Annotated in this window: 13 protein-coding genes and 3 pseudogenes; 8 read left to right on the top strand and 8 right to left on the bottom strand. The window is 43.5% G+C overall.

Features of this window, described 5'->3' with window-relative positions; all coding sequences use genetic code 11:
- Positions 1–35 precede the first annotated feature (35 nt).
- Positions 36–1,256 carry a homoserine kinase gene (locus TT12_RS03785; RefSeq protein ID WP_045452351.1) on the bottom strand — a complete coding sequence of 407 codons (1,221 nt, stop codon included), beginning with the start codon at positions 1,254–1,256 and terminating at the stop codon, positions 36–38.
- A 188-nt stretch (positions 1,257–1,444) separates the two neighbouring features.
- On the opposite strand from TT12_RS03785, the gene hisF reads away from it, so the two are divergent.
- The 8 genes and pseudogenes from hisF (at position 1,445) to truC (ending at position 10,329) form a co-directional block, all read left to right on the top strand.
- Positions 1,445–2,227 (top strand): imidazole glycerol phosphate synthase subunit HisF, encoded by a 783-nt coding sequence (hisF, locus tag TT12_RS03780; RefSeq protein WP_045452349.1) that lies wholly within the window; start codon positions 1,445–1,447, stop codon positions 2,225–2,227.
- A gap of 176 nt (positions 2,228–2,403) precedes the next feature.
- Positions 2,404–2,925: a 6,7-dimethyl-8-ribityllumazine synthase gene (ribH, locus tag TT12_RS03775; RefSeq protein WP_045445783.1), complete on the top strand. Its 522-nt coding sequence runs from the start codon at positions 2,404–2,406 to the stop codon at positions 2,923–2,925.
- 220 nt (positions 2,926–3,145) lie between these two features.
- Positions 3,146–4,039, top strand: coding sequence for a transcription antitermination factor NusB (gene nusB, locus TT12_RS16495; RefSeq protein ID WP_243443341.1), 894 nt, complete (start codon positions 3,146–3,148; stop codon positions 4,037–4,039).
- A complete protein-coding gene (gene thiL, locus TT12_RS03765) occupies positions 4,032–5,072 on the top strand; it encodes a thiamine-phosphate kinase (RefSeq protein WP_045452348.1) in 1,041 nt (346 codons plus the stop codon). Before nusB ends, thiL begins: the two co-directional genes overlap by 8 nt.
- Before the next feature lies 1 nt (position 5,073).
- On the top strand, positions 5,074–5,652 hold the full coding sequence (locus TT12_RS03760) for a phosphatidylglycerophosphatase A family protein (RefSeq protein ID WP_045452346.1): 579 nt from the start codon (positions 5,074–5,076) through the stop codon (positions 5,650–5,652).
- Positions 5,653–5,909: 257 nt separating this feature from the next.
- Positions 5,910–7,292, top strand: coding sequence for a bifunctional UDP-N-acetylglucosamine diphosphorylase/glucosamine-1-phosphate N-acetyltransferase GlmU (gene glmU, locus TT12_RS03755; protein WP_045452345.1), 1,383 nt, complete (start codon positions 5,910–5,912; stop codon positions 7,290–7,292).
- Between the two features lie 247 nt (positions 7,293–7,539).
- Positions 7,540–9,384, top strand: coding sequence for a glutamine--fructose-6-phosphate transaminase (isomerizing) (gene glmS, locus TT12_RS03750; protein ID WP_045452343.1), 1,845 nt, complete (start codon positions 7,540–7,542; stop codon positions 9,382–9,384).
- Positions 9,385–9,544: 160 nt separating this feature from the next.
- Positions 9,545–10,329: pseudogene (gene truC / locus TT12_RS03745) on the top strand (tRNA pseudouridine(65) synthase TruC).
- A gap of 159 nt (positions 10,330–10,488) precedes the next feature.
- Here truC and TT12_RS03740 read toward each other — a convergent pair.
- The 7 genes and pseudogenes from TT12_RS03740 to TT12_RS03710 form a co-directional block, all read right to left on the bottom strand.
- Positions 10,489–11,433, bottom strand: coding sequence for an EamA family transporter (locus tag TT12_RS03740; RefSeq protein ID WP_045452341.1), 945 nt, complete (start codon positions 11,431–11,433; stop codon positions 10,489–10,491).
- 158 nt (positions 11,434–11,591) lie between these two features.
- A complete protein-coding gene (locus TT12_RS03735) occupies positions 11,592–12,152 on the bottom strand; it encodes a LysE family translocator (protein WP_201605837.1) in 561 nt (186 codons plus the stop codon).
- A gap of 245 nt (positions 12,153–12,397) precedes the next feature.
- Positions 12,398–13,230: pseudogene (locus tag TT12_RS03730) on the bottom strand (sulfite exporter TauE/SafE family protein).
- A gap of 77 nt (positions 13,231–13,307) precedes the next feature.
- Positions 13,308–13,808 (bottom strand): flavin reductase, encoded by a 501-nt coding sequence (locus TT12_RS03725; RefSeq protein ID WP_045452339.1) that lies wholly within the window; start codon positions 13,806–13,808, stop codon positions 13,308–13,310.
- Between the two features lie 135 nt (positions 13,809–13,943).
- On the bottom strand, positions 13,944–14,990 hold the full coding sequence (locus TT12_RS03720; protein ID WP_045452472.1) for a methionine synthase: 1,047 nt from the start codon (positions 14,988–14,990) through the stop codon (positions 13,944–13,946).
- Between the two features lie 54 nt (positions 14,991–15,044).
- A pseudogene (locus TT12_RS03715) lies at positions 15,045–16,080 on the bottom strand (putative oxygenase MesX).
- 411 nt (positions 16,081–16,491) lie between these two features.
- The gene (locus tag TT12_RS03710; protein ID WP_227678985.1) at positions 16,492–17,037 is read right to left on the bottom strand and encodes a YceI family protein; all 546 of its coding nucleotides are present in this window, start codon (positions 17,035–17,037) and stop codon (positions 16,492–16,494) included.
- Positions 17,038–17,201 lie beyond the last annotated feature (164 nt).

Genomic DNA, 17,201 nt, shown 5'->3' with positions numbered 1-17,201 from the left:
AATATTTATAAATATAACTCGTTGCTATCATTCTATTAGCAACCGAAACCTTGTGACCAATTAATTTGATTTAACGGATAAGCATCAATATGGAAACCGTTTGGATAATCTTTAAAGCCAGATTGTGATTTTAATTGCTCAATAGCAGCTTGTGCTTGTTGCTCAGTCACAAACACACCGATTATCTTAAAATCTTCGACATCGTTATTTTTATCATCGTCTTTATAACGTGCATGCTCTAGTACAAATACGGTACTTTGCGCTTTTTCAACATGTGACCAATGATAAGCGGCAAGGCGTTTCATCAGGTCAGGATTTTTGACCATGATATTATCGCCCGTACGTCCTTCGGTACGGTTATAGTGAATAACGTTGAGACGTAATAGCCAAAAAATCACCGCCGCTTTTGCGAGCATCACTGGTAAGGCACGTTTTTCATCTTCACCGAGGATGCGTTTCGACTCATAGCCTTGTAAGAAAGCCGCCATTTTGCTGCGGTCAAAATTCACTGACTCGCCTTGTTCAGCCATACCCCAAGTGGTACAAAAGTCATTAATCGTAATGGCAATATCCATCACATAATGCTCAACACTGACTTCGGTAAAGTCCAATAAACCTGTTAAACGTTCTTCACCTACTTGTAGATTCCACAAGGTATTATCAGCGAACATGTCTAAATGACATAAGCCTTTTGGCAAGCTGGCAAGCGGCAAATCCGTATAAGACTGCCAAATATCACTCATCAATTTGGCTTCGTCAGCTGGCATAAATTGCCTTTCGCGGTCACGCACCTCGCTCCATGGGTATAACGGCACGCCATATTCTTCCGCAGGTTGTAGTGCTTGCAATGTTTCATGCAGCATCGCTAAAGCGGCGCCAATTTCATGACACATCGCTTGCGTCGTCTGCTGTGGATGCGAGCCTGCTAGGCATGGCACTAAGGTAATTGCTTTATTGTCATAGCGTATGACATAGCATTTTTCTGCGCTATCAACCAATGCTAACGGCGCAGCGACCGGTAACTTACCGTCCAATTGATTTAAGATAATCGCCATCTTTTCGATGTCTTCTGGTGGACGTTCTTCAAATAAGGTAAATACATAAGAGTGTGCGCCATCTACATCGTCAGTCGTCTGAATAAACCAGTTAGAGTTTTTGATACCTTGGGTGATCGGAATGGCACGCGCGAACGATACGCCAAAACGGTGGCAAAAATCGGCAAACTGGTCATCGGTTAACTGGGTATAGACGGACATGACATCTCACTTATGGCAATTAAAAGAAGGTAAATAGGATAAATATCGACGGTAATGACAGTGATTGTACCGTGCATGAGCAAACTTTGGTTAAAAGCATAATAATCTTGCGAAAACCTGCCTGAGATGGCGGTGATTTTGCTAGACTAGCGCTTATAGAATGAATTGATTATAAGGCGAAAGTCCCTATGTTAGCAAAGCGTATCATTCCTTGTTTGGACGTTGATAATGGTCGTGTGGTCAAAGGCGTACAATTTGTCGATATTAAAGACGCAGGCGATCCTGTCGAAGTAGCGAAACGCTACAACGAACAAGGCGCTGACGAAATTACTTTTTTGGACATTACTGCGACCAATGACGAGCGCGATACCACCTATCATACCGTTGAGCGTATGGCGGAGACGGTATTTGTTCCGCTGACAGTTGGTGGTGGCGTGCGTAAGATTGCGGATATCCGCAACTTACTCAATGCAGGTGCGGATAAAGTAGCGATTAATTCAGCAGCGGTATTTACCCCTGAGTTCGTCGGTGAAGCGGCGCAGAAATTTGGTAACCAATGTATCGTCGTGGCTATCGATGCCAAACGCGTTGCTGATATCAACGTCGATGGCATTATCATGCCGCGTTGGGAGATCTTTACCCACGGTGGTCGCAAACCAACGGGTATCGATGCCGTTGCTTGGGCAAGCAAAATGGCTGAGCTTGGCGCTGGTGAATTACTGGTCACCTCGATGGATGGTGATGGCACCAAAAAAGGCTATGACTTGGCACTAATGAAGCAAATCACTAACCGCGTCAATGTGCCTGTTATTGCTTCAGGCGGCGTCGGCAATTTGCAACATTTAGCCGAAGGGGTGTTGGAAGGCGGCGTCGATGCCGTACTTGCTGCCAGCATCTTCCATTTTGGTGAGTATACGGTTCAAGAAGCCAAAGCGTATATGGCAGCGCAAGGCATACAAATGCGTCTATAGTACGCTCGTAAAGTACAAATAAAACAGAAAAAAATGTTATCATAGCGCTAACCACTTATTTTCGTTCATTTAACTGATTATCTAACGGATAATAAGCCATTTGAACCTAGCGATATATTTAGCGCATTATTTATTCCTACATTTTAATTAAAAGCCCATTCGGCAAAGGATTTTTTATGTCAAATCTACAACAGCAGCGCAATGACGTGACTCACATCGATGGTAATTTACATCAAAACAAAGACGTTCGTATTGGTATCGTCGTCGGTCGTTTTAATGGTTTTGTGGTTGAGTCATTGGTAGATGGTGCAATTGATGCGCTACTACGTCACGGTGTATTGGGTAGCAACATTACCGTTATCCGCGTGCCTGGTGCTTTTGAATTGCCATTGGTTGCTCAACGTGCCGCTGAATCTGATCGTTTTGATGCCATCGTTGCTTTAGGTGCGATTATTCGTGGTAGCACACCGCATTTTGATTTCGTTGCAAGCGAATCTGCAAAAGGCTTAAGCGCGGTAGCTATGGACTACAATATCCCTGTTGCCAATGGCGTCTTGACCACTGACAGCATTGAGCAAGCGATTGAACGTGCTGGCACGAAAGCGGGTAACAAAGGCTCAGAAGCGGCGATGGTTGTACTAGAAATGCTTGCGGTACTATCACAGTTAGATATTGAAGATGACAGTGAAGACGCTTAATCAAGCCATCATTTGATAGGCTGTTAGTTATTTAATGAGCGCTGTGGTTTTTATAAGCTTTCGTTTTTATCGAGACCACAGCGTCAGTGTTACAAAGACTGTTACCAAGTACACTACAAAACTCGACTGGCAAAGCTGCCAGCTAACTACTATTTAACATTTTATTTTAAAACTTTTATCTTAAAAACTTTTTATCTTAGCAACTAGGTATAGACCCCCTATGACTGACCAACTCAAGCGCGCTATCAGCGCTGCGAAAACCGCCCAAACCAATGATAAACAAGCTGAAGCCACGCGCATCGCGAGCAGCAGTGCGGGTGATCAAATCTTCGATATGAGTGAGTCTTCTTACAAGACCAGTCACACCGCTATTCGTAAAGCGCGACGCTTTGCGATGCAAGGTCTATACGAATGGCTCGTCACTGATCGCCGCTTCGATATCGATGGTAAGCTTGGCTGGAAAGACAATGCACCACACGATATCGCCGCTCGCACCCGCGCGACTAATGCCATGCATACCGTACATATTGGCTATTATCATGAAATGATGCGTGATATCCCAGAGCAGATCGAGGCGCTAGATGTCCTTATCTCTCAGCATCTTGACCGTGAAATCGATAAATTGGATACCGTCGAACACGCTATTCTTTTAATTGGTGCTTACGAGCTACAGAACCGCTTAGAGATTCCGTATAAAGTGGTACTTGATGAAGCGATGAAGCTCAATAATCACTTTGGCGCTACTGACGCGCATAAATTGATTAATGCCGTCCTTGATAAAATGGCGGTAGAGCTACGTGCTATTGAAGTAGAAGCAGATAGCAAAGCCAATTTACGCACCTCACAAAAAGCGGCTGCTAAACCTGTAATAAAAGCTGATATCAATGCAGAAAATAATGCCGATATAGAAGATAGTGCTGATACAGCTGCCATTGAAGAAAAACCAACTACTTCAAACAAGCCTCGTATCAGTGCCAATAATGCTACTGTCAAACGCAATAGCGCTAGTAAGCTACTGCCAATATTAGTGACTTTAAAGCGAGCAAAAAAGCGAGCAAAAAAGCGACTGAAACAGACCGCACTGATGCAGACAGCAAAGACTAATCATGAATGAGTTTGAGCTGATTGAGCGTATATTCTCCCAAATGCAAGCTGCGCAGTCATTGTCTAGCAGTGTCGACAAAGGCAGTGTCGAAAAAGGCATTGGTGATGATGCCGCGGTGATGAGCTTGCCTGCAGGCGCGCGCTTGGTCAGCTGCATTGATACGCTGGTTCAAGGTCGACACTTTAGCGCTGACTGGGAGCAAATAAGTAAGCTGGCATTTACCATCGGTTATAAAGCCGTAGCTGTTAATGTCTCAGATATTTCCGCTATGGGTGCAACTCCGCATAGTATTCTACTGGCGTTAGCTTTGCCTGAGCGCTTGGCAAATGAGCACTGGTTAAGTGAATTTGCTAAAGGCTTATTTCATGCTTGCCAGCTATTTGGGGTGACGCTGATTGGTGGTGATACCACGCGCAGCGACAATTTAGTTCTGAGTGTCAGCGCGCAAGGGTTACTCACCAAAGAGACGCCAGCCGTCTACCGTTCAGGCGCGCAAGTTGGCGACAAACTTTATGTCTCAGGCACGCTTGGCGATGCCGCTTATGCGCTACAGCATCCTGATACTGCTATCGGTATTGAGCTTACGCATCGTCTACATATGCCAACGCCGCGTATTGCACTGGGTGCAGCATTGGCAAAAATTGGTGCGACTGCGATGATAGATATCTCTGATGGTCTGTATCAAGACATTGGACATATCTGCCAACAAAGCAGCGTTAGTATGCGCATTCATCTCGATCAGCTACCTACTAGCAAAGCATTGGCAAACGCTGAGTTAACCGAGCGCTTGTTGTGCCAGCTGACTGGCGGTGATGATTATGAATTGGCTTTTACTTTGCCTGCTCATATTGAACCACCTGTTAATGACAGTAGCAACACGCCTGTTACCTGTATCGGCGAAGTCATAACCGTAAATGAGCCAGATTCTATCAAAAATTTACCATCAGGGCTTTTTTATCAAGGACAGCCCATCACACCTACCCATCCCGCCCCCTTTACTACTTGGCCCAATCTGACGGGTTACCAACATTTTGCAGGTTAACATGATTGATCACAACCTATCTAAGCCTGATATCCGTAAAGCCAATGATTGCCCGCCGCTACCCGCCAATGCCAATATGCTTGACCGCGTAGTTTATTGGCTTGGGTTAGGTTTAGGTAGTGGCCTACCGCGCCGTGCGCCTGGTACTTGGGGAACTGTTGGCGGCTTAATCGTCGCCATACCGCTACTGAGCTTAGGCTTCGTACCATTCTTGATTATTACCATTCTGTCCTGTCTGGTTGGTAACGAGATATGTGGTCGCACCTCGAATCTGATGGGCGGGCATGATAACCCGCATATCGTCTGGGATGAATGGGCAGGCATGTGGCTTACCCTACTGCCGCTATCTTATATGGGTATCGCTGACGGCAATTTTTGGCAAAATATCGCCCAAACCTCTTCTATTGTTGCCATTATTATCGCCTTTATATTATTCCGCTTTTTTGACATTATTAAGCCACCACCGATTGGCTGGGCAGATAAAAAAGTCGCAGGCGGCCTAGGTATCATGCTTGATGACATCATCGCAGGGGTCATGGCAGCAGCCGTTTGGATCATTATTTATACCACCATCCTTTAATTGTTAAATTAGCCTCGCTTTTATATAAGCGACGGTCTTTGATAACCGATTGTCGTTTATAGTCCACCATTTTTTTGACTCTCCCACTTTTTTAATAATGAGTTTGTGACGATAGCCAATTTATCAGCAAGCTACCAGTAAATGGTAAGCCCATGACAAGCAACGTAAGTTACAAAGATGTCACGACATAGCGTTTCAGTTAAATGACTGTTTGAGTTATAATTTGAAATTATATTTTGTTACATTTGTAGGCTATTATGACAACTCCCCTCTCGGTAATCATTCTCGCTGCTGGCAAAGGCACACGTATGCAGTCGGCTAAGCCAAAAGTGCTACAGACATTGGCTGGCAAGTCGTTATTGGGTCATGTCCTTGATACTTGTCATCAATTAACGGTTGATGACACCATTATTGTTCATGGTTTTGGTGGCGAGCAAGTCCAAGCAGATATCAATGCTCAATATGCGCATTTGCCTATTACTTGGGTTGCTCAGACTGAGCAATTAGGTACTGGACATGCGGTGAAAGTGACCCTGTCGGAATTACCCAAAGAAGGGCAAAGCCTGATTCTCTATGGTGATGTGCCATTAGTCAGCTGCCAGACATTAGCAACGCTACAAGCGGCTAATACTGACGGCATGTCGATGTTGACGTTGACCGTAGACAATCCTTTTGGTCTCGGTCGTATCAAACGTGACAAAGACGGCAACATCGAAGCCATCGTCGAGCAAAAAGATGCCAGCGCCGATGAGCAGAAAATCCAAGAGATTAATAGCGGTATTTACTGCGTCGATAATGCGTTATTGCATAAATACCTGCCAAAACTGTCTAATGACAATGCGCAGCAAGAATACTATCTGACGGATATTGTCAAAATGGCGGTCGCTGAAGGCATTAATATTGTCGCGATTGAGCCTGAGCATACCTTTGAGATTGAAGGCGTCAATAACCGCCAACAGCTCGCTAGCTTAGAGCGCACTTGGCAAGGCAAACTGGTCGCCGACTTACAAGAAGCGGGCGTGCAGTTTGCTGATCCAAGTCGCGTTGATATTCGCGGTACCTTGACTGCGGGTCAAGATGTGTTTGTCGATGTGGGTGTGGTATTCGAGGGTGATTGTGTCTTAGGTGACAATGTTTATATCGAAGCAGGCTGTGTCATCAAAAACGCCCACATTGGTAATGCCTGCCACATAAAACCTTATTGCGTGATTGATCGCGCTGAGATTGGGGCAGGTGTTGATGTCGGTCCTTTCGCCCATTTGCGTCCTGAAACGGTATTGGCTGACAATAGTAAAGTTGGTAATTTCGTCGAAATTAAGAAATCGACTATCGGTCATGGCAGCAAGGTTAATCACTTGAGTTATATCGGTGATACGACCATTGGTACAGATGTCAATGTCGGTGCAGGTGTCATTACTTGCAATTATGATGGTGTCAATAAATCACAAACCATTATTGAAGACAATGCCTTCATTGGCTCGAACTCAAGTTTAGTGGCACCTGTGACTATTGGTGATACCGCTACGGTTGCTGCAGGTTCAGTGATTACTAAAGACGTCGACAGTAAAGCATTAGCCTTTGGACGGGCACGACAAACTCAGAAAAACGACTTTCAGCGTCCGACCAAAAAGTCAAAATAGCAATGGTCAATCACAAGTATTTTGAACAATATCTATTGAAGTAATACTAAGCAGCATGACAATTTTTGTGATGCTGCTTCCTTATATTTATAACGTCAAAATTGTTAGTATAAAAGCTCTGCCAGTATGAACTTCTATTATTTATTGACTGAACATTATTGCCTCTCAAAGCATTTGAGCGGTTAAGCATTGAAACATTGAAGCCTTTAAAAATCAAAACATGAAACATCGAATTTAAGGAATAGTTATGTGTGGAATCGTTGGAGCAGTCGCTGAGCGTAATATCGCTAATATCTTACTTGAGGGTCTTAAGCGTCTAGAATACCGTGGTTATGATTCTGCCGGTCTGACCGTCATTCGTGATGGCGAACTCCATCGCGAGCGCCAAGTGGGTAAAGTGCAAGCATTGGTCGATGCTGTGGCCGTCAATCCTGAATTTTTCGATGGTCATATTGGTATTGCGCATACACGCTGGGCAACCCATGGCGAGCCGGCACAGCGTAATGCCCATCCGCACGTATCAGGCAAGATTGCTGTGGTACATAACGGTATCGTTGAAAACTATGCCGAATTAAAAGAAGAATTGATTGCTAAAGGTTACGTGTTCACTTCGCAGACCGATACCGAAGTCGTCGCTCATCTAATCAATGATATCTACAAAACCACACCTGATTTACTAGAGGCGGTTCGTGCCGTTATTCCGTTATTACATGGCGCATTTGCCCTTGGTATTCTACATATCGACTGCCCAGAAGAGCTGATTACTGTTCGTTTGGGCTCTCCACTAGTGATTGGTGTGGGTATCGGTGAGAATTTTATTGCTTCTGATCAATTAGCCCTACTACCAGTCACCAATCGCTTTATGTATCTAGAAGAAGGTGATATCGCCAAATTGACGCGCAGTAGCATTAAGGTTTATGCCGATGGTGTCGAAGTAAAACGTCAGATACATGAAATTGATGCGGCACAGCACAATGCGGATAAAGGTGAATTTAAGCATTATATGCTCAAAGAGATCTATGAGCAGCCAGACGCGGTTGCCCGTACTGTTGAGATGGCTGTAGATAGCGATGAGCCGTCTAAACTGCGTGATGATTTTTTACAGCGTCATGAAGCGCAATTAAAAGGCATTAAGCATGTCCAAGTCATCGCTTGTGGTACCAGTTACCACTCAGGCTTGGTCGCAAAATATTGGTTTGAGAGCCTGATTCGTGTGCCTTGTTCCGTTGAAGTCGCTAGCGAATTCCGCTATCGCAATCCTGTCGTCATCGACAATACACTTGTCATTTGTATTTCTCAATCTGGCGAAACGGCAGACACGTTATCGGCGCTACGTGATATTCAAAAGCACACGCCAGCAGGTCTAGTTAGCTTAGCATTATGCAACGTACCGACATCGTCTTTGGTACGTGAGACGGATATCTTTTTACCAACGCTTGCTGGTCCCGAGATTGGTGTTGCTTCTACCAAAGCATTCACCACTCAGCTTGCCGCTTTAATGCTATTGGTCTTAAAAGTAGGTATGGTTCAAGAGCGCATGACTGGCGAAAACCTGAGTACCTTGCTTGGTCAATTACAAGAGCTACGTGGTCAACTACATGCCAGCTTAAACCTCGATGCGCCTATCAAAGCCATGAGTGAGCATTTTGAGTATAAAAAGAGCTGCCTGTTTTTAGGTCGTGGTTTGCAGTTTCCAATAGCGCTAGAAGGCGCTTTAAAGCTGAAAGAAATCTCTTATATTCATGCTGAAGGCTATGCAGCAGGCGAGCTTAAGCATGGACCATTGGCATTGGTCGATAAAGACATGCCCATCGTCGTACTAGCGCCAAAAGACAGCATGTTTGATAAGCTAAAAGCCAATATGCAAGAAGTACACGCGCGCCACGGTGAGCTGTTTGTATTTGCCAGTGAAGAAAGCAAGATGGTTGCAGAAGATAGAATGCACGTGGTTTATGTGCCTGATGTGTGCGAGACGCTTGCCCCTATCGTCTATAGCGTACCCGTACAGCTGTTGTCATACCATGTCGCAGTAATGCGCGGTACAGACGTCGATCAGCCACGTAACCTTGCTAAATCAGTGACTGTTGAGTAATATAAGTATTTGATTTTATTATCAATAAATTGCTTTTTACACCGAGTCCTTCGCTATCTGGTACGAATAAGATAGCGAAGGATTTTTTGTGAATAACGAAATAGAAAAATATCAGTAATTTATATAATTCAATCACTTATATAATTACTGTATCTACAGTATGGACAATGAAAACATGGATATCGAAAGCGGCACCGCCAATCAAATCGCTAACCAAATAGAAATAATCTATGAAGATGAATTTCTGGTGGCAATTAATAAAGAGGCTGGTCTATTGGTGCATCGCAGTTGGCTAGATAAAGGCGAGACGCGCTTTGCCATGCAACTCACCCGTGATGCGGTAGGTTGCCACGTGTTTCCAGTGCACCGGTTAGACAAGCCCACATCGGGCGTATTATTGTTTGCCAAGAGCTCAGCCGTGGCGCGCAGCCTTGGCGAGGCTTTTACTGAACACAAAGTTACCAAGCAGTATTTAGCGTGGTGCGCGGCTATATGTCAGAACAAGGCACCGTTGATTATGCGCTGAGCTTTCAACCCGATGCCATCGCCGATAAGTTTGCCGATTTGGACAGACCCGCTCAAGAGGCGGTGACCCATTGGCAAAGTTTGGCACAAATCGAGCTACCATTTGCCGTATCAAAAAAGCATGACACGAGCCGCTATAGTCTTGTGCGCTTGACACCCGAGACTGGGCGCAAGCATCAGCTGCGTCGGCACATGCGACATGTATTCCATCATATCGTGGGTGATACTAGCCACGGTGATATACGTCACACACGATTTTTTCGTACTCACTATGATTGTACGCGCATGTTGCTGCATGCTCAGACTTTAGCGCTCAGCCACCCCGTCACTGGTGAGCCATTATTGCTAAAAGCTAAATTAGACGACCAATGGATGCGTATCTTAGAAGAGTTTTCTTGGGTGGACAGCGCTAAAGATTAAACAGCGTAGGTTTTATCTTAGATAGTCATATCAAAGAAGTCGACATACTGATGCTAGATATGAAGGTTCGATACCTTAGTGAGGACTTCAATCTTCGGCTATGAGCTTTTGGATTTTTATTTACCGTAAGCGCTGTTATAGGAATAAGAGCAGCTAACATCATATTGGCTGGCGCTTTCTTCCCAGTTTCATTTTTATATTCGCTAGCACCAACCCCGACAATATCAATATCATTGCCAGCATCTTCCACCATGTCACGACCTCTCCTGTAAGCAGCACTGAGGTTGTCATACCGAATACTGGCACCAATAGAGCAAACGGCATAACCTTAGAAGCCGTATTTTGACTAAGCAGATGCGCCCACAGTCCGAAGCCTATCAACGTTGAGACATACACGATAAACCCAAGTGATAGCCAAGACTTAAGCGATGCCTCGTTAAACGTCGCCAGCTGCCATGCCTCGGTCTCAAATATGAGAGAAGATAGAGTTAAAATCACGCAAGCGATCAGACCACCCCAAACCACGAGAGCGAGAGCAGACAACGCGGATGCCTTATTCCTTTCAGTATTAGACGGAATAATAGCCCCGTCTGATCCTTGCTGCGTCGCTTGTGTTGACGCCTGTTTTGAAGCAATGTTACCAAAACTCCAGCCTATGGCCGCAATCAAGATACAGACAAACCCAGCCAGAGGCATATCACCACCAAGGTTCAACGCGATGACGCTAAGCCCTAGCACACCGACCAGCATACCGATGATTTGCATGCGACTCACTGCCTCACCCAGTATAAAATACGCCAACAATACGGTAATAAAAATTTGAATTTGTAGCAATAGTGCCGTCAACCCTACCGATGCCCCTAAATGCATGGCAGTAAAGACAAAAGCATACTGCATGACAAACGTACCGATAGCATAGATAAGTAATGTACGGTTAAATTTAGGCGGTTTTAGAAAAAAAACCAGTGGCACAGCGGTAAAGAAAAAACGCAGGGCGGTGAGCATTAGCGGTGGAAAGCTTTCAAGTCCCCATGCAATAAAGGTAAAGTTTACACCCCAAATAAAAGTAACCAGTACAGCCAATGCAGTGTATATAGGAGTCATATCGTTGGCCTAGGAAGTTATGGCTGATTATTATATTTAAAAAAATTTTATGACAATCTCGTATTAACCATAGAAGGCTTTTAGATAGTGAGCACTACACTTACACACAATAGAACGGCAATGAGCATTAATATTGCACCGCCTATTTTTGTAATTAACTAGAGGTTATCTTGAGCTTTCCATAGATACCGACTGGCTAAAGCAAATGCTTCTTCGTAGCAAAAATGGATCAGTAAGACCAGCAGGCAAAAAGCTGAAGCTAAAATCAGAAATTGAGAAAGATAGGTTTGCTCAGTATCGATGAATTGCGGAAATACAGCCATAAAAAATAAGATAGGTTTTGGGTTAGAAAGAGAGGTTAGCAAACCTTCTTTGAATAACCTACCAGCGCTTGTACTGCTAACCTCTAAGTTGCTATCAGACTCTAGGACAAATGATTTTCTTTTTCCAAAGGCTATTTTAAAACCCAAGTAAAATATATACATTGCGCCCACCAATTGAATGGCCAAGAACATTTTCTTTGATGTTGCGATCACTAGTCCAATACTAGTAGCTGAGAAAATAGCCACGCCTAGCATTCCTAGAGAGATACCTAAGATGCCATAAGCTATTTTTTTTCGACCATGCGTCAGGGAGTTTGTAATACTTAGAATGACACCAGGACCTGGGCTAGCAATAGTGGCAGAGGCGATAAGAACGTATAAGGCAATATTACTCATTAAACACGACTACCAGAGTAAGCTTTTGTTGGCATTCTAGCATTTAATTTATATGTCAAACCATGCTTATTTTAGAAAGGACAGTCATTCTGAAAAACAAAAATACGTATACCCAACAGAACCCAGATACTTCACCCTTTAAATCCATTAATAGACCACTTAAAACAGACTGATATAAGAGAACCACTCAAAATAGACTTTTGAACGATCTAAACGTTGCAGTGTAAACGCGCCAATATAAAGACTTAAACCAACCCCTTATAAAGGAAATAGCACCCCACAACCGTTAATAACAACGCAAAGCATTTCTTTAAAAGCTCTGGTGATAGTATATGAGCAACTTTCGCGCCTAGCTTGGCGGTAAAAAAGCTCATGATGCTGATCCCTAAAAAGGCATAAATGTGCACAAAGCCAATGGTGTTAGGCACATCAATTCGTTGCTGCATCCCAAAAAACATAAAACCTAATGCTCCAGCAATAGCAATCGGCAGACCACAAGCTGCTGAGGTGCCAACGGCTTTTTGCATCACAACACCATACCGCGTGAGATAAGGCACGGTTAAGCTACCGCCGCCAATACCGAAAATGGCAGAAGCGATACCGATAACCCCACCTGCTGCGAGCTGCCTAGGTTTTGAAGGCAGTTGTGTATTAGCATCGTCGGCACTACTAGAATTGGTAGCAGGATTAGTAACCTGTTTTTTGCCACCGAAAAACATCTTGTAGCGACCCACAGTAAAAATACGCCAACAATGAGCTGAAGGTATAGCCCAGACATCTGCCCTGCAATCCCTGCCCCTAAAAAGCAACCAATCGCTAAGCCTGGTGCCAGATTTTTGAAGACAGGCCACATGACTGCGCCTTTTTTATTATGTGCCATGAGCGAGCTGATCGAGGTGACAATGATGGTCGCCAATGACGTACCTAATGCCAAATGCATGATATTGTCAGGGCTGTAACCCATTTGCGTAAAGACGATGAATAATAATGGCACGATAATTGTGCCACCGCCTACACCAAATAGCCCCGCAGCAAATCCTGCTAGCGCACCTATGATTAAAAAAATGATTAATTCCACGGGATATTTACTTCTTATGTAGAGTTAGTACGATGGTTATTTTAGTTCAGTGACAATCAATCAGTTAAAAAGCCAAATTAAGCGATTTCTGCTTGATCCACTTGACCAACCCGAGAATAGGCACGATTGAAATACACCAAACTTTCCTCTTGCTCACTTTGTCTAATAGCGACCACTCGGCACATGAAAACACTATGCGTGCCCACTTGCTGAATGTCCTCAATCTCACAATCAAAACTGACCAACGCATCTTCTAAAACGGGAGCGCCTGTTTTGAGTTGTGACCAAGAGCCGTATTCAAATCGCTCTTGTGAACTCAATTTGGAGGCAAAAGCGTTAGATATTGATTCGTGCTGTGCGCCTAAAACATTGACACTTAACGTTTTATTTTCAATAAAATGAGCATGTGAGCGAGACGTCTGATTCATGCAAACCAGCAAGGTTGGCGGTGTATCGGTAACGCTACACACCGCAGATGCGGTAAACCCATGAGTACCAGCGCTGCCTTCTGTGGTAATGACATTGACCGCTGTTGTTAACAAAGACATACCGTCTCTAAAATCGGTGGCTTCAATCATGACTTAACTCCTAAATTTTAAATCTTTAAGTTCATTGATAACTGAGGTCACTCATGAGTTTAAACAATCTAGTATAGACGGGTTAAAAACCCAACCTATAAAAGCTAAATTTTGCATCAGTTTATTTAATGAACCCTAAGCGGTCAGTTCTTGACGCACGATTGCCGCGCCAGCACTTAACGCTTGCAGCTTACCTCGTGCCACTTGGCGCGATAGTGGTGCCATACCGCAGTTGGTTGAAGGATACAACTTATCCGCATCGACGAATTGCAAAGCTTTACGTAGCGTATTGGCCACTTCTTCAGGGGTCTCAATGGTATTGGTTGCCACATCAATGGCACCAATCATCACTTTTTTACCGCGGATCAATTCAATTAAATCCATGGGTACATGTGAGTTTTGACATTCTAAAGAGACAATATCAATATTCGACTGTTGCAATTTAGGGAATGCTTGCTCGTATTGACGCCACTCTGAACCCAATGTCTTTTTCCAATCGGTATTGGCTTTGATGCCGTAGCCGTAGCAGATATGCACCGCCGTTTCACACTTTAGACCTTCAATGGCACGCTCTAACGTGGCAATACCCCAGTCGTTGACGTCATCAAAGAACACATTAAATGCAGGCTCATCGAATTGGATAATATCCACCCCAGCCGCCTCTAATTCTCTCGCTTCTTGATTTAAGATTTTAGCAAATTCCCAAGCCAATTTTTCACGGCTTTTATAATGACCATCATACAAGGTATCAATCATGGTCATCGGACCAGGCAATGCCCATTTGATTGGCTGATCGGTTTGCGCACGTAAAAACTTAGCATCTTCAACAAATACAGGTTTTTGACGGCTTACCGCGCCCACGACTGACGGCACACTGGCATCATAACGATTACGAATACGCACGGTCTCGCGTTTCTCAAAATCGACGCCATCCAAATGTTCAATAAAGGTGGTCACAAAATGCTGACGAGTTTGCTCGCCATCACTGACAATATCAATGCCTGCATGCACTTGTTCTTGCAATGTCAAACGTAGCGCATCTTGTTTGGCTTCAAGCAGTTGCTCACCTTCTAATGCCCAAGGTGACCAGATTTTTTCAGGTTCTGCAAGCCAAGAAGGTTTCGGTAAGCTGCCAGCCGTTGACGTCGGTAATAACTTTTGTGTCGGTAATAATATTGTCATACGATTCATCTTCTTATTAATTTGTATTTTACTTTTCGGCTACATTTATATTGGCTATGCTGCGGCTTTTTTCACAGCTTCTTTTTGCACAGTGTAGCTGGCAACATCGTAGCTTGCCGCCCACTCTTCAAGAATAGCTTTATAAGGCTTGATAAACTGCTCTTCCGTAAATTTACCTTGCGTCACTGCCATCTGGTGCGTTCTTCACGGTCATACACAATTTGAGTTAGGGAGTAATCTTGGTACTTCAAGCTGGCTGATACACTTGACCCGCTGCCGAATTGGCATTATAAATCTCAGGTCGGTAGATTTTTTGAAACGTCTCCATGGTACTAATCGCACTGATTAGCTCAAGATCGGTGTAATCACTAATCAAGTCACCCGAGAAATAAAAGGCTAAAGGTGCAACACTGCCAGCAGGCATAAAGTAGCGAACCGTTAAGCCCATTTTAGAAAAATATTCATCAGTCAACGATCCTTTGTTCAAAGAACAGCCATCTTGTTTGTATTCAACGCCCAATACAGGGTGCTGATTGGTCGTACGTTGATAGGTTTTACTGGTGGAAACACTCAAGCAAATCACAGGATTCTTGGTGAAATTAGCTTGGTAAGCTTCTGAATTCAATAAATACTGAAACAGTTTGCCGTGTAAGTCACCGAAATCTACTGGTGGTGCGGTTGCTGGATTTTTATCGAAATGGTCTAATAAGACGACGCTAAAGTCATAATCGCGCACATAAGATGAAAAACTATTACCAATCATACCGTCAATACGGGTGTTTTCTTTATGATCCACAATCGTTGTTTGCAGCATCTCGATGATAGGGAAAGTATCGCCATTTCCTGCCACATCCATGTCGACAGAAATAATATCAACCTCAACAGAATAACGATCTGCGGTGGGATTATCCCAATGTGCCAAAGCATTAAAACGATTATTTATCATTCTTAATGTTTTGCTTAAGTTCTCTTGACGATGCTCGCCACGCGCCAAATTCGCAAAGTTCGTCGTCAGACGCGTGCTATTTGCAGGATGATAGTTTTCATCAAAACGAATGCGCTTAATTGCACAGTTAAATTCTTTACTCATGATAATCCGCTACCCTAATCTACTCTCATTATTTGAGATAAAACCAAATTTGTGTATGAGGTGAATCATACCCAAACTATTACATGAATAAAAACGATACTATTTAAATATAAGATGAATATAATTCATGTTAATTAAATTATGGTATGACATGAGATTGGATAGCGGAGACTGTACGACTTACTCGATAGGATCATTGAGCAAAAAATAAGCCTGTAGAAAAATGAGCTACGCTAAAGAAAGCATAAAGAAAATTTCGATAAATTAACTAACGAATCTAAGGATTCTCTCATTAAAAAAGCCGAAACTTATTTTCTAAGTCTCAGCCCTTTTTTTGATAATATAAATAGAGAATTGCTTTCTATTGATTGTGTTAGCGATAAATATTTTTTCAACTTTAACGAGGTCAAACTACTGCCTTGCCGCTTCAATCTGAATATTTAGCTGAACTTCTTTAGTAATACCCAATAACGTATATTTACTGATGCCCCATTTCGTTCGATCAATGGTCGTTGTAAAATCCCCACCGCACACTGATTTTTTCAATATTGGATTTAGGTAGCAATTGAACTTGCTGGCCGTCAGCGTAATGGGATTAGTCTTGCCGTGTAGTGTCAACATACCATCGACTTTGCTGACATTTGAACCACTACCATCAGTCGTAAAATACCATTTGGTAGACTCAAATTGCGCCAGTGGAAACTGCTCAATATCAAAAAAATCTGCGCTTTTTAGTGTGATATCAAATGCTGTATTGCCTGTATTTAGGCTATTCAGAGGAATTACTAGCGAGATATTACCGGTCTTAGCCGCTGGATCATAATCTAGCTGTCCAGTGATATTATAAAAGCCACCTGTGTTGGTAGAGGTATTAAAATGGTCAATAGCAAAGCGTACATTGGTATGGGTGGGATCAATATCGTAAGTCCTCGCCTGACTGCTGGCGATACCCAACATGCTTATACATAAAGCTAGGAGAGACGGTCGAGAGGACAGTATGACTGTCGAGAGGGACATTTGATTCATAGTAACATTCCTTTGCTGCATAAATGATAGAGCCATCACATCCTTTGTAATTGTGCTCTTATAATTACTCTCTTATATAATGACAACAAGCCCAT

Source organism: Psychrobacter sp. JCM 18903 (assembly GCF_000586475.1).
GTDB lineage: Bacteria > Pseudomonadota > Gammaproteobacteria > Pseudomonadales > Moraxellaceae > Psychrobacter.
Note: the sequence above shows the minus strand (reverse complement) of the source record. Positions and strands in the feature narration are given on the sequence as shown.